We start from the raw sequence: 25,876 nt of genomic DNA, 5'->3' as shown, positions 1-25,876 counted from the left end.
ACGGTTCTCCCACACCTTAGACACCGGCCGTTTCTTATGGGGGGAAACGTTGCTAACACGCCTACTCCGGACATATCTCCGGCCCTACCGGCGGGAGCTGGCGATCGTGCTGGCGCTGCAGTTCGTCGGCACCGTCGCCTCGCTCTACCTGCCCAGCCTCAACGCCGACATCATCGACTTCGGCATCGTCACCGGCGACACCGGCTACATCCTGTCCACCGGCGGCTGGATGCTCGGCGTGACCGCCCTGCAGGTGCTCTGCGCCGGCGGCGCGGTCTACTACGGCGCCCGCACGGCGATGGCGTTCGGCCGGGACGTCCGCTCCGCGGTGTTCCACCGCGTCGGCCGGTTCTCCGCCCGCGAGGTCGCCGCGTTCGGGCCGTCCTCGCTGATCACCCGCACCACCAACGACGTGCAGCAGGTGCAGACGCTGGTGGTGATGGTGTGCACGATGCTGGTCACCGCGCCGATCATGTGCGCCGCGGGCATCGTCATGGCGCTGCGCGAGGACGTGGGGCTGTCCTGGCTGCTGCTGGTCTGCGTCCCGGCGATGGCCGTCGCGATCGGGCTGATCGTGGTGCGCATGGTGCCGCAGTTCCGCCTGATGCAGGAGCGCGTCGACGCGGTCAACCGCGTGCTGCGCGAGCAGCTGTCGGGCATCCGGGTCATCCGGGCGTTCGTCCGCGAGCGCGCCGAGACCCGCCGGTTCGGCGAGGCCAACACCGCGCTGACCGACACCGCCCTGCGCGTCGGGCGCCTCCAGGCGCTGACGTTCCCGGTGGTGATGCTGCTGTTCAACGGCTCCAGCGTGGCCGTCCTGTGGTTCGGGGCGCAGCGGCTGGACACCGGGCAGATGCAGATCGGCGCCCTGACGGCGTTCCTCGCCTACCTGATGCAGATCCTGATGGCGGTCATGATGGCGACCTTCATCTCCATGATGGTGCCGCGCGCCGCCGTGTGCGCGGAGCGGATCAACGAGGTGCTGGACACCGACTCGTCGGTCACGCCGCCGACCGCGGGTGTGGTGGAGCTGCCGGCCGCGGCGTCCGTGGAGTTCCGCGGCGCGGAGTTCCGCCACCCCGGCGCGGCCGAACCGGTCCTGCGCGACATCTCCTTCCGCGCCGAGCAGGGCCGGACCACCGCCGTCATCGGCAGCACCGGCTCGGGCAAGACCACGCTGCTCTCGCTCATCCCCCGGCTGATCGACGCCACCGGCGGCGCGGTGCTGGTCGGCGGGGCGGACGTGCGCGACATCGACCCCGACGCGCTGTGCGAGCGGATAGGTCTGGTGCCGCAGCGGCCGTACCTGTTCACCGGCACCGTCGCGAGCAACCTGCGCTACGGCCGGCCCGAGGCCACCGACGACGAGCTGTGGCAGGCCCTGGAGGTCGCGCAGGCCGACGGCTTCGTGCGCGAGATGGGCGGGCTCGACGCGGAGATCGCCCAGGGCGGCGGGAACGTCTCCGGCGGCCAGCGGCAGCGGCTGTCCATCGCGCGGGCCCTGGTCCGCCGGCCGCAGGTCTACCTGTTCGACGACGCGTTCTCGGCGCTCGACCTGGCCACCGACGCCCGGCTGCGCGCCGCGCTCAAGCCGCACACCGCGCGCTCGGTCGTCATCGTCGTCGCCCAGCGCGTGTCCACCATCATCGACGCCGAGCGGATCGTCGTGCTGGACGACGGCGCCGTGGTCGGCATCGGCGACCACCGCGAACTGCTGGACACCTGCCCCACCTACGTGGAGATCGTCCAGTCGCAGCTGACCTCGGAGCAGGCCGCATGAGCGCCACCGCGACCGGCAGGCCCACGCCGTCCCGGATGGGCGGCGGCCTGCCCGGCATGGGCATCCCGATGGGCAAGGCGGAGGACTTCGGCCCCTCGGCCCGGCGGCTGGTGTCCCGGATGCGCGCGGAGCGGTCGGCGCTGGCCGCCGTCCTCGCGCTGGGCGTCGTCAGCGTCGGGCTCGGCGTGGTCGGCCCGAAGGTCCTCGGGCACGCCACCGACATCATCTTCGACGGCGTCCTGGTCCGCCGGGGCGGGGGACCCGGCGGCGTGGACTTCGCCGCGCTGGGCCGCGTGCTCGCCTGGGCCTCGGGGCTGTACCTGGCGTCGTCGCTGTTCGCGTGGGCGCAGGGCCGCATCCTCAACAACGTGGTGCAGCGGTTCGTGTTCACGCTGCGCGCCGACGTGGAGGCCAAGCTGCACCGGCTCCCGCTGCGCTACTTCGACCGGCAGCCGCGCGGCGAGCTGCTGTCGCGGGTCACCAACGACATCGACAACGTGGCGATGTCGCTCCAGCAGACCCTCAGCCAGCTGCTGACCGCGCTGCTGACGGTGATCGGCGTGCTGGTGATGATGGTGACCATCTCGCCGCTGCTGGCGCTGATCTCGCTGGCCCTCGTCCCGCTGTCGGTGGTGGCCACCGGCCGCATCCGGAAGCGGTCGCAGAAGCTGTTCGTGGCGCAGTGGAAGCACACCGGCGCGCTCAACGCGCACATCGAGGAGTCGTTCACCGGCCACCAGCTGGTCAAGGTGTTCGGCCGCCAGCGCGAGACCGAGGAGGAGTTCCGCCGCCGCAACGACGAGCTGGTGGACTCGGCGCTGGGCGCGCAGTTCATCTCCGGGCTCATCATGCCGATGATGATGTTCCTGTCCAACCTCGGCTACGTCGCGGTCGCGGTGGTCGGCGGGCTGCGCGTCACCTCCGGGGCGATGACGCTGGGCGAGGTGCAGGCGTTCATCCAGTACTCGCGCCAGTTCACCCAGCCGCTGACCCAGGTCGCGTCGATGGCGAACCTGATGCAGTCCGGGGTGGCCTCCGCCGAGCGGGTCTTCCAGCTGCTCGACGCCGAGGAGCAGGAGCCCGACCCCGCCGACGCCACCGTGCCCGCGCAGCGCCGGGGCCGGGTGGAGTTCCAGGGCGTCGGCTTCTCCTACCGGCCCGACCAGCCGCTGATCCGGGACCTGTCGCTGGTCGCCGAACCGGGGCACACCGTGGCGATCGTCGGCCCGACCGGCGCCGGCAAGACCACGCTGGTCAACCTCGTCATGCGGTTCTACGAGCTGGACGAGGGCCGGATCACGCTCGACGGCGTGGACATCACCGCGCTGCGGCGCGAGGACCTGCGCTCGCGCACCGGCATGGTGCTGCAGGACACCTGGCTGTTCGGGGGCACGATCCGGGACAACATCGCCTACGGCCGGCCGGGCGCCACCGAGGAGCAGGTCCTCGCCGCCGCCCGCGCGACCTACGTCGACCGGTTCGTGCGCACCCTGCCCGACGGCTACGACACCGTGATCGACGAGGAGGGCACGAACGTCAGCGCGGGCGAGAAGCAGCTCATCACCATCGCGCGGGCGTTCCTGGCCGACCCGGCGCTGCTGATCCTGGACGAGGCGACCAGTTCGGTGGACACCCGCACCGAGTCGCTGGTGCAGCACGCCATGGCGGCCCTGCGGTCGTCGCGGACCAGCTTCGTCATCGCCCACCGGCTGTCCACCATCCGCGACGCCGACCTGATCCTGGTGATGGAGTCGGGCCGGATCGTGGAGCAGGGCACGCACGAGGAGCTGATCGCGCGCGACGGGGCCTACCACAGGCTGTACTCGGCGCAGTTCGCCGCGGCGTGAGCCGATCGGGCGCCCCGGCGCGGGCGGCGCCGGGGCGCCCGATCGGCGCCGGGGCACCCGATCGGCGCGCCGCCGAACGCGTGACCCGGCCGCTCCCGCGGCGCGGTGCGCCCCGTCCGGTGGTATCCGCCCCGCCTCCCCCGCCCCACAATCGGCGCTACCGGTCAGCGGCCGACCACGGCCGGCGCGGTGGACCCCCGCGGCTCCGACCGCGCCGCGCGGCGCGGTGGCCCGGCGGTCACGAGGAGGCCGATGTGGCAGGGCGGTGGTCGAACCGACGCGGCCGGGCGACGGGCTTCGCGGCCGGTGTGGTCGCCCTGGCCGCGGCAGTGGTCCCGGTCGGCGAGGCGGCGGGCGACGACGCGCCCGGCAGCGGCCGGGCGACCCCGGCCGAGGTGGCGCGCTGGGTGGTCGACCTGGACGTCACCGGCCTGCGCGACCTGCTGGCGGGCGGCCGGGTCACCTCGGTCCGCCTGGTCAGGGCGTACCAGGAGCGCATCGACGCCTACGAGCGGGCTTACGCCGACCAGCCCGGGGTCAACGCGGTCATCCGCCGGGACCCGTCGGCGCTCGCCGACGCCGCCCGGCTCGACGCCGAACGCCGCCGCGGCCACGTCCGCGGCCCGCTGCACGGCATCCCGGTGCTGCTCAAGGACAACTACGACACCGAGGACCTGCCCACGACCAACGGCTCGCTGGCGCTGCGGCACTGGCGCGCCCCCGACGACGCCGAGCAGGTCGCGCGGCTGCGCGCGGCGGGCGCGGTCGTCGTGGCCAAGACCAACCTGCACGAGTTCGCCTCCGGCGTCGAGACCCTCAGCTCGCTGGGCGGGCAGACCCGCAACCCCCACGACCAGACCCGCAACCCCGGCGGGTCCAGCGGCGGCACGGCCGCCGGCGTCGCGGCCGGGTTCGGCGCGGTCGGCCTGGGCTCGGACACCTGCGGCTCGATCCGCAACCCGGCCGCGCACAACAGCCTGGTCGGGCTGCGGTCGACCTTGGGGCTGTCCAGCCGCGACGGCATCGCGCCGCTCGCGCTGACCCAGGACGTCGGCGGCCCCATCGCCAAGTCGGTCGGCGACGTCGCGCTGGTCCTGGACGCCACCGCCGGGTACGACCCGGACGACCCGGCCACCGGGGCGTCCATCGGCCGGGTGCCGCCCACCTACACCGCCGCGCTGGACGACACCGCCCTGGCGGGCGCCCGCATCGGCGTGCTCACCGACTACCTGGACACCTCGCCCCCCGCGCGGGCGACCACGGCGCTGGTGCGGGCCGCCGCCGAGGACATGGCGCGGCAGGGCGCGACCGTCGTCGACCTGCCGACCCAGCCCGCCCTGCTGTCGGCGGTGGACGGCTCCTGGCTGATCGACGACGAGTTCGAGCGCGACCTCAACCGCTACCTGGCGGCGCCGGGGTCGCGCTTCCCGCGCTCGCTGGCCCGGCTGGAGCCGCCCGCCGACACCGTGACGCTGGCCGACATCGTCACCTCCGGCCAGGTCACGCCGACGGTGCTGGAGCGGCTGAAGGTCCGCCTGGGCCGCTCGACCGGCCCGCAGGACGGCTACCACGAGCGGCTGGCCCGGCGCGCCCGGGCGCAGCAGCTGCTCCAGGCGCTGCTGACCGACCACGACCTGGACGCGCTGGTCTACCCGACGGTCCAGCAGCAGGCCGCCCCGATCGGGCAGCCGCAACCGGGCGGCCGGACCTGCGCGCTCGCCGCCAACACCGGGCACCCGGCCCTGACGGTCCCGGCCGGCTTCACCCCGGACGGCCTGCCGGTGGGGGTGGAACTGCTGGGCCGGCCGTTCAGCGAACCCGTGCTGCTCGCGTTCGGGTTCGACTACGAGCAGGCCACCCGCCACCGCCGGCCGCCGGCGAGCACCCCGCCCCTGCGCCGCCCCCTCCCCCGCGCCGACCCCGTCGCCGCACCGGCCCCGCTGCCGCGCTGATCCCCGTCCCGCGGTCGTCGCCGGGCGGCCGGGCCGTGACGGGCGCCCGGCGCGCCGACCGGCTCGGCGGAAGGTTCCACCCGCGTGACCGTCGCCGCGGACGCCCGCACCCCCTACCGTCGCCCCATGAGCACAGGCGCCGACGGCCCGCCGGACACCCCGCCGCCGATGCGGGGACCGGCGGAGCCGGGCGAGGAGGGCCGCTTACCGGGCGACGGCGACGAGCCCTTCGCGTGGGGCCGCCCGCGAGGGAGGTCCAGGCACGGGCGCAAGGACCTGTACGGGGCGTTGGCCGCCTCGGCCGTGCCGGGGCTGTTCGGGTTCGTGCACTGGGCGGGGTTCGTGCTGGCCGCCGTGGGCGCGCTGCCGTTCCTGGTCTTCCTGGTCAAGGGCATCAGGTCCGACTCGGGGGACGCGTGCCGGGTCGTGGTCGAGCCCGGCGCCCCGCGCCGGATCACCCTCCACCGGGCCGGCGGGCGGCTCGTGGTCCGCTCGCTCGACGACGTGCGGGAGATCCAGCCGCTCCTGGTCGGCTACACCGGCGGCGAGACCGAGGGCGTGCGCGTCCTGGCCCTGCGCATCGGCCGCCGGAAGTACCGCACCGACTCCCACTACACCACCGACGACAGCGAGGTGTGGGCCCTGGCGCAGGCGCTGGGGCGCGCCTGCCCGAACGCCCCGGTGCGCCCGCTCAAGGACAAGCGCTACGCGCTCACCCCGGACTGACCGCCCGCGGCCGGCAGCCGTCGCCCTTCAGCGCCGACACCTTCCCGTGGTCCATGTCGGTCTTGGCGCTGCCCTGCTCGTAGATCCACACGACGGCCTTCTTCCGGCTGTACGGGGCCTTCTCGACCCACCAGCACTCCGCGCGCCTGATCACCTCGGCGCGCGTGACGGCGCCGCCGCACCCGGCCCGACGCCGCCCGGGGTGTGGCCGCCGGGCAGGACCACCGACCCGACGAAGTTCGCCGAGCCGCCCCGCGCGACCTCCAGGACTCGGATGCCTGTCCTTCGTCACCCCGCGCGGGTGGCCGAATCGCCGGCACGGCCCGACCGCGGCAGCGCCACGCCGCCGGAACCGGTCGAGGCGCCGCGCGGTCAGAGGCCGCCGAGGCCGGGCGGGTCGAGGTTGACCGGCGTGACCGCGGGCGGGTCCGGTTCGCCCCGCCGCGGCGGGGCCGGGGGCAGCAGGGGCCGGAGCGGGTGGCCCTCGGGCATCCGGGCGAGCCCCTCCAACGCCACCCGGCGCAGCAGCGCCGTGTCGGTGGCGGTGAGCCAGCCGTCGCCCTCGGCGGCCTCGACCGCGGCCCGGCCCGACGGCGTGCCGTTGCACCACCAGGGCGGGGGGCGATCGCTGCCCTCGCTCAGGAACGCCACCACGAGCACGAGCGCGTGGGCGACCACGGGCAGCCAGGAGCCGAACACGACGGCAACGGTGACGCCGGCGGTCAGCAGCACGGCGGTGAGGCCGGTCTTCCGGCCGTCGAGCCGCCGGTGGCGGACCCGCCACCGCCCGACGGCCGGCGAGTCCGCGGGCACGCCGACGGGCAACCCCGGATCGCACACCAGGCCGTCGAGGACCAGCCCGCGGCGCACGGCGGCCAACCGGTCGTCGGCCGAGCCCGGGTCGCCGGAGTCCTGTACCACTCCCCCGGTCCTGGCCAGCAGGTCGAGCAGCGCGGCCTCGGGCCCGTCCTGCGGTTGCGGGTCGAGCACGTCGACCCGGAACCGGTGGTACTCCTCGGGCACGACGCGCAGCCGCCCGTCGGCGTGCATCCGCGCCAGGGCGGTGATGATCATCCGTCCGGGCGCGGCCGAGCACGAGGTCAGGACGATCAGCTCGTAGAGGCCCAGGCGCGCGCCGGCGGCGCGCGGGGGGCCGGCGGCGCCGGCCAACTCCTCCCAGGCGCGGCGTTGCGCGCCTCCGACCCGGACCACCACGACGAGCGAGGCGAGCGCCAGGGCGACGCCCACCGCGTTGCCCGTCGCGTTCCCGACGACGCCGTCCAGCAGGGCCACGCGGTCCTCCCCTCACGCGCCGGTCCGGTGGCCTGCCCTGCCTACCCGATCCGAGCCCGGAGGTGTTCCGCCGAACGAGCGGTGCTCCGGGCGCCGCTGACGCGCTGCCGCCGACCCGCCGCGAGGCGACCGGCGCGACCCGGCGCCGACGAAGGCCACCGCGCCCAGCACCACCAGGCACCCGGCCAGCTGCGGCGCGCTCGGCCGCTCGCCCAGCAGCACGACGCCCATCAGGATCGCCCCGACCGGTTGCAGCAGCATCATCGTCGCGCCCGTCGCGCTGGACAGCCGGGGCAGCGCCGTGGAGATCAGCAGCCAGCCCGCGATCTGGCCGATCAGCGCCAGCGCCAGCAGCCAGCCCAGGGCGGGCCACCCCGGCGACAGGTCCAGCCGGCCCGTCGGCACGCCGATCGCCACCGCCACCGCACCGGCCGACAGCGTGGCCACGAACAGCGTGTGGTCGCGGGCGCCGGGCCCCGTGCTGCGCCGCATCAGCACCAGGTAGGCGGCGAACCCCACACCCGCGCCCAGCGCGAGCACCGCGCCCAGGACCGGGTCGGGCCCGAACGCGGGCGTGCCCGCCAGCCCGCCCGCGAGCACGATCCCGGCCAGCAGCACCGGCGCCGCGCGGACGAACCGCTTCGACGGCCGCTCCCGGAACACCAGGTACGCCACCGCGGGCACGATCACCACCTGCACCGACAGCAGCACGGTCGCGATGCCCGCCCCCACCAGCGCGATGGCGTCGCCCCACAGCACGAAGTCCACGCCCAGCCCCACGCCCGCCAGCACCGGCAGCACCAACCGCCGCCGCGCCGTGCCGCGCCGCCGCTCCCACCACACCAGGGCGGCCAGCACCGGCAACGAGAACAGGCACCGCCAGAAGGCGCTGGTGCTGCCGCTGGCGCCGGACACCTTGATGAACACCGACGACAGCGCGATGCACAGGCTGCCCGCCATCGCCAACAGCGCCGGGTGCACCCGCGCGCGGGCAGGCGGCGCGGTCGCGGGACGGGTTCCGGTCGTGGTCACCAGCCCACCCTGCGATGCCCGGACCATCAAGGACAAGCGAATGTTCGTCAGCGGATCCCGGTAGCATCCCTACCGTGTTCGGTCTGGAGCGGATGCGCGCCCTGCACGCCGTGGCCACCCACGGGACGGTCGCGGCGGCGGCGACCGCGCTGCACATCACCCCTTCGGGCGTGTCCCAGCAGCTGGCGAAGCTGGAGCGGGAAGCCGGCCAGCGCCTGCTGGAACCCCACGGCCGCACCGTCCGCCTCACCACCGCCGGGCACCTGCTCGCCGGCCACGCGGCGGGCATCCTCGCCCGGGTGGAGAAGGCGCGCTCGGACCTGGAACTGCTGCGCGAGGACATCACCGGCCCCCTGCGCGTGGGAGCCATCCCCACCACCGTGCACGCCCTGCTGCCACCCGTCCTCGCGGCGCTGCGCGCCCAGCACCCCGGCCTGGAGGTCACCCTGCACGAGGGGGAGGCCGAGGAGACCATGCCGCAGGTGGTCGACGGCAGGCTCGACGTGGCGGTCCTGGAGAGCTGGGAGCACCGCCCCACCACCGTGCCCCCGTCGACCTCGCGGACCACGCTGCTGTCCGACGTGGCCGACCTCGCCCTGCCCGCGAGCCACCGCCTGGCCCACCGCAAGGCCGTCGACCTGGCCGAGGTCGACGACATACCGTGGATCGCCTGGAGCGCAGGCTCCGGCTGCCACGCCTGGCTCACCCACGTGCTGCGGCAGCAGGGCACGGGCACGCGGATCACCTGCACCGTGGGCAGCTACCCCACCCAGCTGGCCCTGGTGGCGGGCAACGTGGGCGCGGCCGTGATCCCCCGCCTGGGCCGCGACTCGGTGCCCGACGGCGTGCGGATCCTCACCACCCGCCCGGCCCTCAACCGCACCATCTACGCGATCAACCGCGCCGAGGACGACGACCGAGGCGCGATCAGGGCGTGCGTGGACGCCCTGGCCTCGGCGGCAACCCGCTTCCACAACCTCGCCTGACCCGCCACACCGACGTCCGCGGCCCAGGCCGACGGGGTCGTGAAGCCGTTGCGCCACCAGAGCGCCGTCCGGCGCAGGGGCGGTGGTCGGCGGGGACCCGGCTGAGGTCAGCCGCCGAGGGCGTTCCGGATGGCGGTGGCGACGTGGTGGGCCTGGATGTCGCGTCCGCGGGTGTTGGGGTGCAGGAGCCAGGGCAGCGGCACGCCGTACATGCTGACCTGGGAGGTCTCGAACAGACCGCCGATGCCGCGGTCGTCGCCGTCGCAGGCGGTGTTGTCGCCGGTGACCGCGTAGAGGTCGACGAACACCGCTCCGGCTTCGGTGGCCTCGGCGCGCATCAGGTCGTTGAGGCGTTGCTGGGCGTTGTCGAACACGGGCATGGCGTCGGTCGGGATGTCGGCCAGGGGCTTGTACTTCCGCCCGGGTGCGGGGACCTGGCACTTGACGATGTCGGCGGGCACGATCCGCGGGTAGCCGACCAGCACGGCCTCGGCGTTCGGGGAGAGGTCCCTGATCTTGACGAACAGCTCTTCCAGCTCGGCCTCGACCGTCGCGAATCGGGAGTCCAGCCACTGCCTGCCTTCACCGGCGGTGAAGAAGGCGGCGCACAGCTCGGCGGGGTCGGCGGGGTCGACCGGGCCACCGGGCAGCACCGCGTCCAGGTCGCGGAAGGTCTGGGAGCACTGCTGGAGGATCTGGACGAAGCCGAGGGTGTTGCCGCCGAGGCTGCCGACGACGAGCCCGGTCCCGTCGCTCAGGGCTTCCTGCTGGGGCGGCTTGCTCTTGCCCTTCGGCAGGGGTTGCGCGGTCCAGAAGTGCTCGATGAGCGCGGCGCCGCAGGACCGGTCGGAGGCCACGTCGAGCGGGGTGCCCCGTTCGGCGAGTTCCCGCGCCGCCAACGCCGGGTAGTTCACCTCGGACCGGAAGCAGTAGTACTCCTGCGGGTCCCAGGCCCCGAAGATGGGGGCGACACCGAAGTTCGCGGTGTAGGAGTCGCCGAAGAACACCGTCGACACCGGCTCCGCCTGTGCCGGTTCCTGTGCGGCGGCGGGCACGGTGGCCCCCGCGCACACCACCACGGCCACCACTGTCACGAGCAGGCCACGGCCCCGCCTCGTCATCGTCACCACTGCGACCCCCTCACCAGCCCGTTCAGCGCTGCTGCCCTATCCGGACGGCAGCGGCGGTCGCCTGCCCGGCAACCCGTGGACGAACGTAGGCATGACCGGGACCCGACCGCTGGCGACGGAAGCGAACTCCACCCGACCGTGCACCGCGCCCCACCGTGCACTGCGCCCCAAGCCCCCCCGGCGCAACCAAGTCGGTCGCCCTCGCCCGACCTCCCACCGACAAGCCCTCCGGCTCACCGCCCGGACGCCCGCCCCGAACCCTGCTTTTGCTTGTGGCCCTTGGCACGCCCCGTGCAGACCGGTGGCTTCGTGTAGTCAACTTCCGACTCTGGCACCATTGAGAGGAAACCGGTTTGTGCAGGTCAGGGCTCCGTGGCCGCCCAGACCTCAACTTGCGCGCGTCCGGGCGGCCACAGCGACAAAGAGCAAGGGCGGCCAAGTTAGTCAGACACTAGCGGCCTTGATTTGCTCGGCCTCGAAGAGGCTCGGATGCGGGTACCGGGTCCGGATAGCCACACGATCCGCGCTTTTTCGCAGAGGTCGTGGTCCATGAAGTACTTCAGCGCGTCCTCGGGTGCCTGGAGGTGCAGTCGGAGGTCACCTTCCCTGTTGATCACGTCAGCGGAGTCGGGGAAGGCCATGCCGTAGGCGGCGATGTAACCGTCGTGACGCTCGCCGTATTCGACCGCTACAGCAAACAGTCGTGGTGCGTCGTCCTCCGCCAACCCGGTCAGAAATGCACTGAACCCGGCCGCGTCCCAGAGTGGTTCCGACTTGACCACGTCGGTCATTCAGGATCTCCTTGCACAGTTTTCAGCAGTTCGGCCAACTTGCTCGCCTCGGCCAACGTGTTGCCCGTTTCCTCCGGCGAGTGGATCCAGGAGGTCTTAAGGTCTCCGACAGCGGTCGGCGGCAACGGAATCACTACGCCTTCCTCGTAGGCACGGGTTCGGAACATGGCGCCTGGGAGCACTCCACCATCGACGCACGAGGTCGACATCAGTTGTAGCCTCGTTCGTCGGGTGTAGATTCACGTTTGCCACGGGGTCCTCGGTGACCGGATCCACCAAGCGACCCTCGTGCAGTACTCCGCCAGGGAGGACTGGCCACCTCAGTTCGACGTAGCCCAGAGCTGCACGCTGATACCTGTCGGACAGCGCGGAAAGCGGGTCGGCTTTCTGCATAAATTTTCCCCTTGGATACATTCCGGCCACGGTGGAGCATGTCACCGATCCGGACAAGGCTTTTCTTCCCTCGCCTTGCGAGCACAGGGAACCACCTCGAACAGATCGTTGAACTGCATCGGCGCCAAGGCAACGAGCACGCCGCCGATGAACGCAGGACCCGGTTGGAGGTCTCCATGCCTGACCCGGCCAATGGTGGAGCGGCTTACTCCCATGGCTTTTGCAAGCGCATAATCCGACTTGAATCCGGCAAGCAGTGCGGCCCGGTCCAAGGTTCCGACGCGCAGTCTGATCGTGTAACTTTCCGGCCGTTTTGAACTGGAATGATCGGGTTTGACCGGCAACTCAACTCCTTTCAACTTCCTCGCCCTCGACTTGACGAAGAGAGCGAACCACGAGAAGAAGCGCTTTTATTCGCGGAAACGAAAGTACGGGCAGGGCGCAGGTTCGCCGAGTCTCAGCGCTGCGTTCATCGCCGCTCTGCGATGGGGAAGCCTTCCCGGTTCGGAGACGAGTTAGCAGCTCGTGTCGAGTCCGGATTCCAACAGCCTTGCGCCAGGAGTCGTCGCACTGCGCGCACTCGGGCTCGATCCCGAGCAGCGGCAGGACGCTGGGTAACGTCACCGGTTCTCCGCACAAAGTTTCTCCGTCGTCACCCGGCCGCAGGTCGGCAGGAATCGCGTGACGGACACCATCGTGCGGATACCAGCGAAATGGAGCACGCGCCCAGTAGTCGTGCACCATCACGCTCACCACGCCGACCCACGGCAACGGGGCCCGCTGACCCGTCTCCAGCGCCAACGGTTCGGCACTCCGGTGAGCGAGTGGGTGACCGAGGCACCCACGCTGCTCACACCAGCGCGGGGCGAGTCATCGGTATGAGGTGACGAGGCAGCCGACCGGGGTGATGCGTTGCGCGGATGCCGCTTCCCGTGGTGACGGCTGCTCCGGCTCGGCGGGTGATCAAACTTTCCATGCTGGCGACGCTAGGAACGCGGCGAGGTGATCTTTTGCCTGGCGGGCAAAGTCACCTGATCGGGTCAGACGGGCAGCCCTGCCCGGTAGGCCATGCCTGTCAGCTCCCGCCGGGCGGCGCCGGTCTTCACCCGTGACAGCAGTTCGGTCAGGAGCGAGCGCATGAACGGGTGCCGGTGGATTCGGACCGGGCTGATCCGCTCGGCGCGCCGGAGCATCGCCACCGCTTCGTCGTGGCGCCGGGGCAGTCTGGCCAGCGCGCGGCCGTACTCCCGCCAGTAGGCGGACTTCCTGGTCGGAGAGGGCAACGCGGCCGGGTCCACGGTCGCCGCGATGCGGGCGGCTTCGGCGTGGTCGCCCGCCTCCAGCGCGACCGACATGCGCCAGACCCCGACGTTGCTGGGGCCGAAGCCGAGCCACAGCGCGTTGCCCTCGCCCGTGCGCGCCGCCAACTCCGTTGCCTGGTCGAGGGCGGCGGAGCGGTTCGCGTGGGCGTTCTGCGCCGCGGACACCAGCGAAGAGGTGAGCGTCAGCATCCCCGTGACCTGCATCGCCTCGCTGCTCGCCGTGCCGACCTGCGCCTCGGGGACTTGCAGCTCCTTCGCGGCCAAGTCCAGCGCGCCGCCGCCCATCAGGCCGAAGGCCGTGCCGAAAGCGGTGATGGCGTGCGCCAGCGGGTCGTCCTCCAGCTTGTCCGCGGCCTTGCGCGCCAACGTCACCGCGTGCCAGCCCAGATCGGTCGAAGCTCCGACGTCCATCAGCCACGCCTGGGTGCCCTGCACGTGGAACAGCGGCAGCAGACGCAGCACGGCGGCTTCGTCACGTCGGGCCCCGAGCGTCCGGTGGAGGTCCCGGATCAGCGCGGGGAGCGCTTCCCCCACGACGCCGTACTCACAGTCGCGTTGGGCTGAAAGGAGGTCCGCCACCCGTGCCTTCAGCACGTCCGCCGGGAGGACGGCGCCTCGCGGGTCGTCCATGCTGACTTCGAGCAACGCCAGCCGCACCGCCGCCAGCGCGCGGTCCTCCTCCACCTCGCCCGGGGTGACGACCGTCGGACCGACCAGGTCTATGGGCGCGACCTCCAGCGCGTCGGCCAGCGCGATGACCAGCGACCTGCGATCGAGCGCCCGCTTGCCGGACTCCAGCCGCGACAGGTGCGAAGCCGAGATCCCGGCCCGGCCGGCGATCACGGTCAGCGACTTCCTCCGGGCATGGCGAATAGACCGAAGTCGGGTACCGATGTCATTGGCGACGGCTTCAGCAACCACAGCAACCCCATCCGTCGACGTGCTCACGCCAGCGTGCCGAGTCGGCCCGGCCCGCTGCCCAGCGGAGTCCGCTCCCAGGCTAGCGCGTCGAAGACATCCCGATCAGTGCGACGCAGGGTGACAGCTTCCAGTAGCGCTGCTCAACGGCGGGCGCCCCCGGACCAGTTCGCCATCAGCCCACCGCACTGATCAACAGCAGGTAGGGCAACCCACCCGCGATGAAGCCCACCACGGCCCCCCAAGAAAGCATGGTCGTCTTTGGAGGTCATGCGGGCGGGAACACGACCGCTGTTTCTTTTCATTCTCCTTGGCGGCCTGCCTGTCCGGCGAGGACTCTTTTGGTTTTTACCTGGATCGGTACGGCACCTGGTATTTCCTGGATCGGTGCGCGATCTTGGTATGAAGAGCGGCCGGGAGGCCCCCAAGGAGGAGGGAAGTGCGTCGTGTTCTCCCCGTACGGCCTGCCGGAGGCAATCATGCCGAGCTGGGGGTGTCAAGCGGTGAAGCGTGCTTGACACCCCCAGCTCGGCATGATTGGGCTGCGCCCAGGCCGTACGGGGAGAACACGAGGCACACGGCTGCGCTGAACAGCGCCGCCGCGCGAGGCGCGGCCTGAGGCAAGAACTGAAGCGCCACCGCGCGGAGTACGGCTTGAGGCGAGAACTGAAGGGCCGCCGCGCAAGGCCCTCGCATACCGGAGTCGTGGGTGGTGCGCCCGGTTGTCCGGGAGGTGGTTGCGCCACCCGAACCACCGGGGTCGGCCGGCGGCGCGGCCAGGCATAACGGCGTGGAAACTTCCGCACCGTTGCGATCCGGAGCGGCCGGGGAGATCAATATCCTGGGTCGGTGAGCGATTCGCCCCCTCCGCCCGCCAGGTCGGTGGTGGTCACGCTGTTCGCCGTCGCCGCCGTGGCGGGCGCCTCCGCGCTGACCGCCTTCGCGGTGGCCGACCCCGGTCCCGGGCGCGACGCCCCGGTCCCCGCCGGCGACCGCCCGTCGCCGACGCCGCGCGCGAGGTCCGAGCGTGACGCCGGCCCGCCGACGTGCGTGATCGGCTCCTGGTACGCGGTGGAGGAGCAGCTCATGGTCGAGTTCTACACCGACGCCGAGCCGATGCGGTTCACCGGCAGCGGCCGGCGGTACGAGTTCCGGCCCGACGGCACGGGCACCGAGCGGCAGGACAACGTGATCCTCACCAGCACCCACGAGGGCAACGAGCTGCGCGTCGTGGGCAACGGCACGGTCGAGTTCACGTGGAGCGCGACGGACCAGCGGATCACCTACCTGGCCCGCACCGCGACGACCCTGACGTGGTCGTACTACGACCGGCGCGGGCTGCTCAGCACCCAGCCGCAGACCGTCGAGCCGGCGTTGAACGAGGTGGACGACTACACGTGCCGGGGCAACCGGGCCACCGAGAGCAACGCGGGCGGCTACAGCGCCAACTGGGTCCGCACCGACGCGACGGGGATGTACGGCTGATGGCGCGGCTCGGGGCCGTGCTGGGCGCGGTGGCGCTGCTGGGCGTGGCAATGCCCGTGGCGCCGCCGGCCGCCGCGCAGCCAGCCGGCGGCGAAGAACGGGCCGCCGCCGTGGCGCGGCCGGGCGTCGTGCTCGTCTCCGTCACCTGGCACGGCTGGGTGCGCGACAAGCGGACCGGCGAGGTGTTCGGCGGCACGGCGGGCTACGAGGTCAGGACCTCGTGCAGCGGCGCGGTGATCAGCCCGGACGGCTACGTGGCCACCGCCAGCCGCTGCGTCCACACCGGACCGCTGGGCGGTGGCGGCGCGCTGTTCGAGGCCGCCGTCGCCGACCTCGCCCAAACGGGCCGGGTGCGCGACGCCGGGAAGGCGCGCGCGGAGATCGCCCAGCACGGCTCGGCGGAGGGCCCGGTCCCCGACAGCGCGGTCGACCGGCGCATCCAGGTGGAGCGGGTGGAGGCGCGCGGCACCGAGCAGGTCCGCGACGTCGCGCCGGCCGCGGTGGTCGACCTGGTCGCGCCCGAGGACGGCGACGTGGCGGTGCTCAAGGTGCCCCGCGAACGCCTGCCCTCGCTGGAGATCCGGTCGGACCCGGCACCGGTCGGCGCCCCCGTCCTGGCCATCGGCCACCCCGCCCCGCCCAACGCCACCGCCGACCCGGGCACGGAGCCCGTCGCCCGGAACGGTCGGGTCACCGCGCACCGCACCCAGGCGGGCCGGGCCTTCCACGAGTTCGATGCCGCCGACGCGCACGGCACGGGCGGCGGGCCGGTGGTGGACCTGCGGGGCGGCGTCGTGGGCCTGATCAGCCGGGGCCCGACCGGCGAGGCGCGGTCGCCCGGCCTCGCCGCCTCGGCCCGGACGCTGGTGGACGTCTTGGCGCACAAGGGGATCGCGGTCGGCATCGGGCAGCACGACCGCGACTACCGGGCCGGGCTCGACCGGTACTTCGAGGGCGACCACGACGGCGCGGTGGAGCACTTCGACGCGGTGCTGGCGGGTTCGCCGGGCCACCGGGGCGCCACCGAGCACCGTCGGCTGGCCGTCGAGGGGGGCGGCGAGGCCGGCGGCCCGTCGACGCTGCTCGCCGTGCTCGCGGCGCTGTGCGGCGGGATCGCGGTGGCGACCGCGACGGCGGGCACGGCCGTCGCCCTGGCCCGGCGCAAGCGGCTCGCGGCGGCCGGCGGGGCTGCGCCCCCGACCGGAGCGCCGCCCGCCGCGGTCCCGCTCGGGGCACCGCCCACCGCGGTCCCGTTCCGCACGCCACCCGCCGCAGCCGCCTTCGATCCACCCGTCCAGGCGGGCCCGCCCGCGGACGGGCGGACCGGCGCGCCCGCGGGCCTCCCGGCCGGTCTCCCCGTCGGCACGCCCCCGCCGGGCACGCCGCTCACCGGGATCCCGCCCGCCGCGGTCCCGCCGCCCGTGCGGGCGGAACCGGCGGGCGGGGCGCCGGAAACCGTCACGCGGGCCCGCGTCCCGGTGCTACCAGTTGGTCTCGGCGTGCACCCACAGGAGCGCGGCGAGGCCGACCCCGACCAGGCTGAGCGGCGAGAAGGAGCCCTCGGTCAGCACCAGCCCGACGACGAGACCGAGCGCGGCCATGGCCGCGTACAGCCGGGGCCCCCACTTGCGGGTCATCCAGGCGCCGACCAGGCCCGCGAGGGCGACGGCGCTCAGCAGGGCGCCGAAGAGCAGCGCCGGTAACCGGCTGCTGCGCGACCGGTCCAGCTGGTCGGCGATCTCGACCACGCCGATCAGGAGCAGGGCGGCGTTGGACAGCGTGAGCAGCACCAGCAGCACGATGATGCCGACGTGCTTCTTCGCCCGGGGCTCGGCGGCGCCGGGCGTGGACGGGTCCGACGGGAACGGCTGGGACATGCGCGGTCCTCTCACGACAGCGGGAGGCGGCGACCGACCGGGAGCGCCGGGCGCCGCGGGGATCGGTGTGGTCGCAGACGCTAGTGAGCGCGCGAGTCGCCCGGCGACCCCTGCGGGGGTGGAACTTTCCGCGTTCGGGCGGCGCGTTCCACCTCCGCCAGGTCCGCCGACGTGACCAGGCGCGTCTCGGCGGCGCGCCGCGCGACGGCGAACCGGATGTTCTGCAACCGCCCGACGCGGGGCGCGAGGAACGGGTCGTCGGCCACGCCGAAGGCGATCGCCGAGATGGCCCGGATCGCGTCGTCCACCCGCTGCGGGCGGTGCAGGTTCCAGGTGTAGCCGTGCCACTGCCGGACCCGCTCGTAGATCTCCCGGTTCGACGGCGGGCGCGGGTAGTCGTCCTTGCCCGCGAGCCACGGCTCGCACAGCGCCAGCGCCACGAACCAGTCCCGGCCGCCGCGCACGAGCCCCGGCCCGGTGCCGGTGTCCTGCCCCTCCGGCAGGTCCGGCGGCGCCGCGGGGCCCACCTCGACGTCGATGTTGACCACGAGGTCGGCGAAGCCGTGCGCGGCCTGCCTGCCCAGCAGCACCACGAGCTGGTTCTCGCCCGCGTCCAGCAGCGCCGACATCGACCGCGCGAGGATCACCCGGCGCGCGCCGCCGGGCGCGTCGAACAGGCTCGACAGCTGCGCCTCCCCCGCGCCGAGCCAGTGCAGGCTCACCGTGTCCGCGCCGACCACCAGCTCGCCGACCAGCCGGGAGACGTGCGGCGCGCAGTCGGGCAGGGTCAGCGCGACCCGTCCCGGCCCCGGTCGCGCCGCCGCGTGCGGGGCACGGCCGAACAGCAGCGACTCCCCCGCCCGCAGCACCACGGAGGCCATCCCGGACCCGCGCACGACGACCCGCGGCATCGCACCCTCCCCACCTCGGCGGGCCGGCGACCACCGGCCCGTTCCCCACCACCGCGGACCGGCCGGCACACCGGTCGGATCCCCTGTCCCACGAGCACTCCAGGCCGGCGGCGCCGACCCGCGGGCGCCTCAGCCCGGGCAGGTCGGCGGCGACCCGCGGTCCGGGCCGAGCGCCGACCACTCGTCGGGCAGCCGGTCCCGGTCCAGCAGCCCGCACAGCACCGCGCCGCCGCGCCGCGGGTCGAGGTCCCACAGCCGCACCGTGCCGTCCGCGCTCGCGCTCGCGATCCGCGAGCCCGAGGGGTGGAACGCCACGTCGTTGAGCTGGTCCTCGTGCCGGTCCAGCCGCGCCAGCAGGCGCTTGTCGGCCGCGTCCCACAGCCGCACCACCGTGTCCTGCCCGACCGCCGCGATGGTCCGCCCGTCCGGGCTGAACGCCACCCGCCGCACGGTCGAGTCGCTGCCGGTCAGCTCGCCGGCGGGCTGACCGTCGCGCGCCCGCCACAGCCGCACCAGGCGGTCGGAGCCGACGGTGGCCAGCGTCGTGCCGTCGGGGCTGAACTCGGCGTCGATCGCGATGCCGTCGTGGCCGGCCAGGACGGTCCACTCCGCGCCGGGGTCGACCAGGTTCCACAGCCCGACCTTGCCCGCCGACAGCGTGACCGCCAGCGTCCGGCCGTCCGGGCTGAACGCGATCCCGTTGGGGTAGTTCGCCGCGTTGTCGGTCGCCGGCTGGTTGCGCGGCTCGTTCCTGGTCGGGCGGCGCACCGGCGACTCGGTCAGGTCGGACGCCTTGAGCAGCAGCAGCTCGTCGCGGTCCTCCTCGGAGCCGACCGGCGGGCGGCCGGAGACGGCGATCAGCTCGCCGTCCGGGCTGTACCGCACGGACGTGAGCACGGTGCGGTCGCGGGTGAACCGCCGCGCCTCGGTGCCGTCGGCCTTCCACACCACCGCGGCGCCGTCCTCGCCGACGGTGGCGAACTCCGCGCCGTCCGGGCTGAACGCCACGTCGTAGATCGCGTCCCGGTGGCCCTTGACCCGCTTGACGAGGCTGCTCCTCGCTCCGTCCCACAGGTGCACCACGCCGGCCCCGTCCACCGAGACCACCAGGTCGCCGCCGGGCTGGAACGCCGCGGCGATGACGGCGGCCGACCGGTCGCCCAGCGCCGAGCGCAGCAGCGACCACACGGTCACCTCGCCGGCGGAGTCCGAGCCGAGCAGCGTGCGGCCGTCGGCGGTCAGCGCCACGCCGAAGGTCGTCACCGAGCGGGTCGCCAGCCGCGCCAGCAGCATCCCGTTGGCCGGGTCCCAGGCGAACACGCTGGTGCCGATGCCGCTGCCGACGACCGCCTGCCCGTCGGAGCTGAAGACCACCGAGCTGAACCCGCCCTCGGAGCTGGCCAGCACCCGCTGCTCGGTCCACTGCCGGGTGTCCCACAGCCGGACGGTGTTGTCCATCCCCGCGCTGGCCACCGTCGAGCCGTCCGGGCTGAACGCCATCGCCGAGACGTTCGCGGTGTGCCCGGCCAGGGTGGCCACCAGCGCGCCGTCGCCGACCCGGCGCACCTCCACCTTCTCGGCGGCGGTGGTGGCGAGCAGCCCGCTCTCCGCGTGGTAGGACATCATGATCGACGGCGACACCTGGAACACCGACAGCTCGGCCCACGTCCTGGTGTCCCAGACGACCACGCCCTTGTCCATGTGCGCGACCAGGGTCTTGCCGTCGCGGGCGATCGCGGTGTCGATGCCGACGCCGGGCAGCCGCTTGAGCAGCTTGCGCCCGGCCACGTCCCACACCGTCACGGCCTTCTGCTCGGGGTTGGCCGCGGCCAGCAGCCTGCCGTCGGCGCTCATCGACACCGTCCGGTACCAGCCGCCGCTGTCGTCCAGCACGGCCAGCTCGCGCCGGGCCGGCACGTCCCACAGCCGCAGGGTGCCGTCGCGCCCGCCGGTCGCCGCGACCCCGCCGTCGCCGCTGACCGCGACCGACGAGACCGGGCCCCGGTGGCCGGTCATGCGGCCCCGGTAGCTGTCGGAGGCCGCCGACAGCAGCGCGCTGCGCGACTCGACGGTCTCCCCCGCCTGCCACGAGCCCAGCGCGGTCAGCGCGCTGCGGCGCGGGTCGATGCCGCGGGCCAGCGCCGCCTCGGCGGCCAGCTGCCGGGACAGCCCGAGCTGCCGCGCCGCGGCGGCCCGGTCCCGCTCGTCCTTGGCGACCCGCTGGTTCCAGGTCGCCAGGACGACCGCGCCGGAGGCCACCAGCAGCAGCGCGCTCAGCGCGGCCACCAGCACCCGCAGCCGCCGCGTCCGCCTGCGCGCGGCGACCTGCCCGGCCTGCTCCGCCGCGGTGGAGCGGAACAGGAACTCCTGCTCGACCGGGTGCAGCCGGACCCGGTCGCGGGCGGTGTCCAGCCAGGATGTCAGCGCCGCCAGCCGCACGCCCCGGTACAGGTCGTCGGCGTGCTGCCCGGACTCCGCCCAGGTCCGCACCGCGTCGGTGAACCGGCGGTGCTGCACCAGCCCGGCCCGGTCCTCGTCGATCCAGCCGCGCAGCCGCGGCCACGCGGTCAGCAGCGCCTCGTGGCTCAGCCGCGCGCCGGTGCCGTCCACGGTGACCAGCCGGGCGGTGATCAGGTGGTCGACGACGGCGGGCGCGGGCAGCTCGCGCGGGTCGACCCGGCGGCGCACCGCCGTGCCGTCGTCGAACACCGCCACCATGCGCAGCAGCGTGGTCCGCAGCAGCTGCCGGCCCACCGGGTCCAGCCGGTCGTGGATCTCGTCGGCGGTGCGCGCCACCGCGCCGTCGATCCCGCCGACCCGCCGGTACGCGGCGAGCGTGAGCACGTTGCCCTCGCGGTGGTTCCAGGTCTCCCGCAGGGCGTGCGCGAGCCGGGGCAGCGCGCCGGGGTCGTAGCCGATCTCGCCGCGCACGCCCAGGTCGGCGATGAGCCGCTCCGGCAGGCCCGGCTCGACCTCCAGGCCCGCGTCCCGGGCCGGGGTGACGATGGCCCGGCGCAGCTCGGTGGCGTCCATCGGGCCGAGCAGCACCGGCGCGGTCAGCGCGGGCCGCAGCGGCGCCAGCTCGATGCACCGGTCGACCAGGTCGGCGCGGACCGCCAGCACCACCGCGGCCGGGCTCGCCGAGGCCAGCGCGGTGGCGTAGGCCAACCGGTCGGCCTCCGGCGCGCCGTGGGTGAACAGCTCCTCGAACTGGTCGACCAGGATCACCGGCCGGGTCGTCGCCTCGCCCACCGACCGCGCGCACAGCTCGCCGAACCGGCCGGGCGTCTCGCGGACCACCCGCGCCCACTCGGCCGCGCCCACCGCGGAGCGGGCGGCCATCGCCGCGGCCAGGCCGCCCACCGGGTCCGGGCCCGGGGTCAGCACGACCTGCGGCCACTCCCGCTCGGGGGCTTCGGCCGCCAGCGCGGGCAGCAGGCCCGCGCGCAGCACCGACGACTTGCCCGAGCCGGACGCGCCGACGAGCACCACCGGCTCACCGCCGTCGAGCTGCTCGGCCAGCCGCACCAGCAGGTCGGTCACCACGTGGTCGCGGCCGTGGAACAGCGCGGCGTCGGCCCGCTCGAAACCGCTCAGGCCGGGGTACGGGCAGACCGCGGGCGAGGCCGCGGGGCGGGGCGCCGGCCGTCGCGCGCCGGACGCCCGGACGATCGCCCGCACCAGCCTGCCCTGGTCGCGCTCCTTCGACGGGCCGGGCTGCGTCGGGTCGGCCGACCGCCCCGTCTCGCCGGAGTAGGCGGCGGCCTCGGCGGCGGTGACCAGCGCGGTGGCGCTGTCGAACCGGCGGCCGGGCTCCTTGGCCAGGCCGCGCAGCACGACGGCGTCCAGCGCGGGCGTGATCGTCGGCACGAACACCGACGGCGCGGGCGGCGGGTGCAGCAGGTGCGCGGCGACCTTGGCCGCCATGTCGTCGGCCGGGTACGGCAGCCGCCCGGTCAGGCACTCGAACAGCACGCAGGCCAGCGAGTACTGGTCGGCGCGCCCGTCGACCTCGCCGTGGGAGAGCCGTTCGGGCGCCATGTAGTCCCACGACCCGATCAGGTCGCCGGACCGGGTCAGCGCGGTCGCGTCCGACGAGGTCTCCCGCGCGATGCCGAAGTCGGCCAGGTAAGCCTTGCCCGCGCCGTCGACCAGGATGTTCGACGGCTTGACGTCGCGGTGCACGAGCCCGGCCGCGTGCGCGGCGTCCAGCGCCCGCGCCACCTGGCGCAGCACCGCGATCGCCCGGTCCTGGTCGACCGCGCCCTGGCCGAGCAGCCGGCGCAGGTCGACCCCGTCGACCAGCACCATGTCCAGGAACAGCTGGCCGTCGATCTCGCCGGAGGCGTGCACCGGGACGATGTTCGGGTGGCTCAGCGCGGCGGCCAGCCGCGACTCGCGCTGGAAGCGGGCCCGGAACTCGGGGTCGGCGACCGAGGCGGGCAGCTTCTTCAGCGCCACCACCCGGTCGTGCACCGTGTCGTGCGCGCGGTAGACCACGCCCATGCCGCCCTGGCCCAGCACCCCGAGGATGCGGTAAGGCCCGAAATCCGGTAACTCGGCCCGCTGATCGGCCATCGACGCCCCCTGTTCCGCGATCGCACCACCCTACTGAGACAGCACAACCGGGCCCGCGGGTTCCGCCCGCGCCGGTACGGCTGTGGGGATCGCGGCCGGAAACGCCGGAAACACCGGAACGCCGGGCAGGAGCCGGCGGCGGGCGGTTCGCCGCGCGGGAGCGGCCCGCGCCCACCGGCCGATCGACCGCCGGCGACCCGGCCGCTCGCGCGTTGCGCGGTCCGCCGACCGGGCCGTCGCGGGTGCTCGTCCCGTACCGGCGCGCGGCCCCCAGCCCTGCCGGTCGGAGCGCGGCGCCGCTCGGTTCCCGGTCGTCGCGGGTACCCCGCGCCGCCCGGTCCCGCGCGGGACCGGGCGGCGCGGGCGGTTCAGCAGACGGTGCGCGGGTCGATGCCCGACCAGGCTTCCCGGCGGGCGGCGGGCAGCCGGTCGTCGGTGCGGCGCGGCGGCACGTCGAACGACAGCGACGCGCGGCGGTCCGGCGCGAACCGGGGCCAGCCGGGGTCGCCGGTCCGGGCGAAGGCGGCGAGCGCGTCCACCACGGTGTCCGCGAGCCGCTGGGCCGCCACCGGGTCCGCCCCCGGCGCGAGGAACGCCGGGTCGACCCGGCCGAAGGTGAACGGGACGTCCGAGCCGTGCCCCGCGCCGAACCGGGACGCGCCGGCGTAGTCGAAGGTGTACTGCCACGCCGAGGCCCCGGCCCGGTGCGCCGCCTCCGCCAGCCACACCGACGGCAGCACCGCGAACCACCCGCTGAGCAGGTCGGCCCGCGCGTCGTGGCCGGGCACGGCGGTCTCGGCGTAGACGCGCAGCAGCCGGTCCCACTCCCGGTCGCCGAGCGCGGCGCGGGCCGACGCCTCGAACCGGGCGCCCAGCGCCGGCAGCAGCGGGTCGGCCTCCTTCGCGCACGTGCCGATCAGCAGGTCCACCGAGCCGCCGACGCGGTCCAGCGGGTGCGCCGGCAGCACCACCCCGTCGAGCACGTGCCCGAACGGCTCGGCCAGGGCGGTGTCGCGCTGCACGGCGTCGGTCGCCGCGACCAGGTCCGCCGCCGGCGCCGAGGACAGCCGGGCCGGGTCGGTGACGCCCAGGAAGCGCAGCACCGCGTCGGTGGTCCGGGCCGCCGCCGCCCGCGACACGACCGGGCGCGGCCCGCCGCTCTGCACGATCGCCCGCCGGAACAGGCCCGCGGCGGCGGGCGCGCCGAGCAGCGCGCCGATCGACATCGCGCCCGCCGACTCGCCCATGACGGTCACGTTCGCCGGGTCGCCGCCGAAGGCCGCGATGTTGCGCCGCACCCAGCGCAGCGCCGCCACCTGGTCCAGCAGCCGCAGGTTGCCCGAGCCCGGACCGCCCGCGCCGACCAGGCCGCCGAACGCGCCCAGCCGGTAGTTGATCGTCACCACCACCAGTCCGCCGCGCCCGGCGAGCACGCCGCCGTCGAACGCGCTCGACGTCCCGAACACGAACGCGCCGCCGTGCAGCCAGACCACCACGGGCCGGCGGCCGGCGGTCGAGGGCGACCACACGTTGAGGAACAGGCAGTCCTCGCTCTGCTCGCCCACCGGCGGCGGGCCGCCCGGCACGGGCATCGCCGGCTGCATCGCCGACGGGCCGAACTCCAGCGCGTCGCGCACGCCCCGCCACGGCAGCACCGGGCGCGGCGCGGCGAAGCGCCCCGGCGGCTGCGCGTAGCGGATCCCCTTCCACACCCCCGGCCGCCCCCGCAGCACCCCTTCCCGCGTGCGCACCAGCACGTCGGTCGAGGCCGCGCCGGTCGCCGGTCGGCCCAGCACCAGGCCGCCGGCCGCGGCGCCCACCGCGCCCAGCAGCCGACGTCGGTCCAGTCCTGCCACGTCACCACTCCCGTTCCGGTCAGGGCGGCGGATGGGATCGGCCCAGCAAGTCCGGTCGTCTCAGGCCCGCAGGGCGCGGGCCAGGAAGTCCACCGCGAGGTCGACCACCGGGTCCGGGTCGACGCCGGCGAGCACGTGGTCCGCCCCGGGCACCGGCACGAACTCCACGGGCGCGCCCACGTCCACCAGCGCGGCGGCCAGGTCGCGGCTCTGCGCGCAGGGCACCAGCCGGTCGCGCTCGCCGTGGACGATCAGCAGCGGGGGCGCCTGCGCGTGCACGTGGGTGATCGGCCCGGCGAACGCGGCGGCGGCCCGGTCGTCCTGCACCGGCCCGCCGACCAGCAGCGACTCCGGCGAGTCGGCCGCGTCGTGGTCGATCGGCGCGGTGTCGCCGGACTGCTCGCCCAGCCGCAGCAGGTCGGCCGGCCCGTAGAAGTCGACGCCGGCCCGCACCCGGCTGTCGACCCCGACGACGCCCTGCGCGCCCTCCGTGGCGGCGTCGGCGGGGTTGTCGCCGGTCAGCGCGGCCAGCGCCGCGAGGTGCCCGCCGGCGGACTCGCCCCACACGCCGATCCGGTCGGGGTCGACCCCGAGCCGCCCGCCGAACGCGCGCAGCCAGCGGATCGCCGCCTTCACGTCGTGCAGCTGGCCGGGGAACGGCGTCTCGCCGCTGAGCCGGTACTGCACGGCGGCCAGGGCCAGCCCCGAGGCGAGCACCCGCTCGGTCAGCCGCCCGAGCCACGGCAGCGCCCCGACGGGCTTGTGCGAACCGTGCCGCCAGGCGCCGCCGTGCAGCCAGACCACCAGCGGCACGGGCTGCTCCGCCGGCGGCACGGTGAGGTCGAGCAGCAGGTGCCGGAAGCCCGGCACCGCCGCGTACACGACGTCCCGGTAGAGCAGGCGGCCCTCGGGGGTGCGCTCGGCGGGCGGCGGCCCGAAGTGGGTGGGCGGCTGCGGGATCACGTCGGTCATCGGGCGTCCACTCCGGCGGGTCGGTCG

At 74.5% G+C, this 25,876-nt stretch carries 19 protein-coding genes; 7 read left to right on the top strand and 12 right to left on the bottom strand.

The features are described from left to right. Positions 1-49: 49 nt before the first annotated feature. The 4 genes from JOE68_RS30215 (at position 50) to JOE68_RS30200 (ending at position 6,305) form a co-directional block, all read left to right on the top strand. Positions 50-1,780 (top strand): ABC transporter ATP-binding protein, encoded by a 1,731-nt coding sequence (locus JOE68_RS30215; RefSeq protein ID WP_204845760.1) that lies wholly within the window; start codon positions 50-52, stop codon positions 1,778-1,780. Next, a complete protein-coding gene (locus JOE68_RS30210; protein WP_372443346.1) occupies positions 1,777-3,627 on the top strand; it encodes an ABC transporter ATP-binding protein in 1,851 nt (616 codons plus the stop codon). The genes JOE68_RS30215 and JOE68_RS30210 overlap by 4 nt, the downstream gene beginning before the upstream one ends. Before the next feature lie 254 nt (positions 3,628-3,881). Next, a complete protein-coding gene (locus JOE68_RS30205) occupies positions 3,882-5,579 on the top strand; it encodes an amidase (protein WP_307819994.1) in 1,698 nt (565 codons plus the stop codon). A 126-nt stretch (positions 5,580-5,705) separates the two neighbouring features. Then, positions 5,706-6,305, top strand: coding sequence for a hypothetical protein (locus JOE68_RS30200; RefSeq protein ID WP_204845759.1), 600 nt, complete (start codon positions 5,706-5,708; stop codon positions 6,303-6,305). Here the strand turns inward: JOE68_RS30200 and JOE68_RS30195 are convergent. The 3 genes from JOE68_RS30195 to JOE68_RS30185 form a co-directional block, all read right to left on the bottom strand. Further along, entirely contained in the window at positions 6,292-6,459 is a 168-nt protein-coding gene (locus JOE68_RS30195) for a hypothetical protein (protein ID WP_204845758.1), read from the bottom strand. The genes JOE68_RS30200 and JOE68_RS30195 overlap by 14 nt on opposite strands. 218 nt (positions 6,460-6,677) lie before the next feature. Then, positions 6,678-7,598, bottom strand: coding sequence for a hypothetical protein (locus tag JOE68_RS30190; protein WP_204845757.1), 921 nt, complete (start codon positions 7,596-7,598; stop codon positions 6,678-6,680). 12 nt (positions 7,599-7,610) lie between these two features. Beyond that, positions 7,611-8,657: a DMT family transporter gene (locus JOE68_RS30185; protein ID WP_204845756.1), complete on the bottom strand. Its 1,047-nt coding sequence runs from the start codon at positions 8,655-8,657 to the stop codon at positions 7,611-7,613. Positions 8,658-8,704: 47 nt separating this feature from the next. Between JOE68_RS30185 and JOE68_RS30180 the strand changes: the two genes are divergently transcribed. Continuing rightward, positions 8,705-9,616, top strand: coding sequence for a LysR family transcriptional regulator (locus tag JOE68_RS30180; protein ID WP_204845755.1), 912 nt, complete (start codon positions 8,705-8,707; stop codon positions 9,614-9,616). 107 nt (positions 9,617-9,723) lie between these two features. Here JOE68_RS30180 and JOE68_RS30175 read toward each other — a convergent pair whose 3' ends face one another. From JOE68_RS30175 to JOE68_RS30155, 5 genes are all read right to left on the bottom strand, one after another. Beyond that, complete coding sequence (locus JOE68_RS30175; RefSeq protein WP_239565055.1) at positions 9,724-10,737, bottom strand: SGNH/GDSL hydrolase family protein; 1,014 nt, start codon at positions 10,735-10,737, stop codon at positions 9,724-9,726. A 449-nt stretch (positions 10,738-11,186) separates the two neighbouring features. After that, positions 11,187-11,537: a hypothetical protein gene (locus tag JOE68_RS30170; RefSeq protein ID WP_204845753.1), complete on the bottom strand. Its 351-nt coding sequence runs from the start codon at positions 11,535-11,537 to the stop codon at positions 11,187-11,189. Positions 11,538-11,971: 434 nt separating this feature from the next. Then, positions 11,972-12,274 (bottom strand): helix-turn-helix domain-containing protein, encoded by a 303-nt coding sequence (locus JOE68_RS30165; RefSeq protein ID WP_307819990.1) that lies wholly within the window; start codon positions 12,272-12,274, stop codon positions 11,972-11,974. Position 12,275: 1 nt separating this feature from the next. Then, positions 12,276-12,674, bottom strand: a complete 399-nt coding sequence (locus JOE68_RS30160) for an HC3 family zinc finger protein (protein WP_204845752.1) — start codon at positions 12,672-12,674, stop codon at positions 12,276-12,278. 296 nt (positions 12,675-12,970) lie between these two features. After that, positions 12,971-14,173, bottom strand: coding sequence for a helix-turn-helix domain-containing protein (locus JOE68_RS30155; RefSeq protein ID WP_307820055.1), 1,203 nt, complete (start codon positions 14,171-14,173; stop codon positions 12,971-12,973). Between the two features lie 846 nt (positions 14,174-15,019). On the opposite strand from JOE68_RS30155, the gene JOE68_RS30150 reads away from it, so the two are divergent. Together JOE68_RS30150 and JOE68_RS30145 are read left to right on the top strand one after the other, a co-directional pair. Continuing rightward, positions 15,020-15,655: a hypothetical protein gene (locus JOE68_RS30150; RefSeq protein WP_204845751.1), complete on the top strand. Its 636-nt coding sequence runs from the start codon at positions 15,020-15,022 to the stop codon at positions 15,653-15,655. Continuing rightward, complete coding sequence (locus tag JOE68_RS30145; protein ID WP_204845750.1) at positions 15,655-17,358, top strand: trypsin-like peptidase domain-containing protein; 1,704 nt, start codon at positions 15,655-15,657, stop codon at positions 17,356-17,358. Before JOE68_RS30150 ends, JOE68_RS30145 begins: the two co-directional genes overlap by 1 nt. Before the next feature lie 254 nt (positions 17,359-17,612). Here the strand turns inward: JOE68_RS30145 and JOE68_RS30140 are convergent, their stop codons facing one another. The 4 genes from JOE68_RS30140 to JOE68_RS30125 all read right to left on the bottom strand — a co-directional run bounded on the left by JOE68_RS30140 (position 17,613) and on the right by JOE68_RS30125 (position 25,849). Beyond that, complete coding sequence (locus tag JOE68_RS30140) at positions 17,613-18,443, bottom strand: hypothetical protein (protein ID WP_239562400.1); 831 nt, start codon at positions 18,441-18,443, stop codon at positions 17,613-17,615. A gap of 129 nt (positions 18,444-18,572) precedes the next feature. Beyond that, a complete protein-coding gene (locus JOE68_RS30135; protein WP_204845749.1) occupies positions 18,573-23,021 on the bottom strand; it encodes a serine/threonine-protein kinase in 4,449 nt (1,482 codons plus the stop codon). Positions 23,022-23,389: 368 nt separating this feature from the next. Further along, positions 23,390-24,877 (bottom strand): carboxylesterase/lipase family protein, encoded by a 1,488-nt coding sequence (locus JOE68_RS30130; RefSeq protein WP_204845748.1) that lies wholly within the window; start codon positions 24,875-24,877, stop codon positions 23,390-23,392. A 60-nt stretch (positions 24,878-24,937) separates the two neighbouring features. Beyond that, the gene (locus JOE68_RS30125; RefSeq protein WP_204845747.1) at positions 24,938-25,849 is read right to left on the bottom strand and encodes an alpha/beta hydrolase; all 912 of its coding nucleotides are present in this window, start codon (positions 25,847-25,849) and stop codon (positions 24,938-24,940) included. Positions 25,850-25,876: the final 27 nt, after the last annotated feature.

The organism is Saccharothrix algeriensis (assembly GCF_016907655.1).
GTDB lineage: Bacteria > Actinomycetota > Actinomycetes > Mycobacteriales > Pseudonocardiaceae > Actinosynnema > Actinosynnema algeriense.
This window is presented reverse-complemented; position numbering and strand designations above follow the sequence as displayed.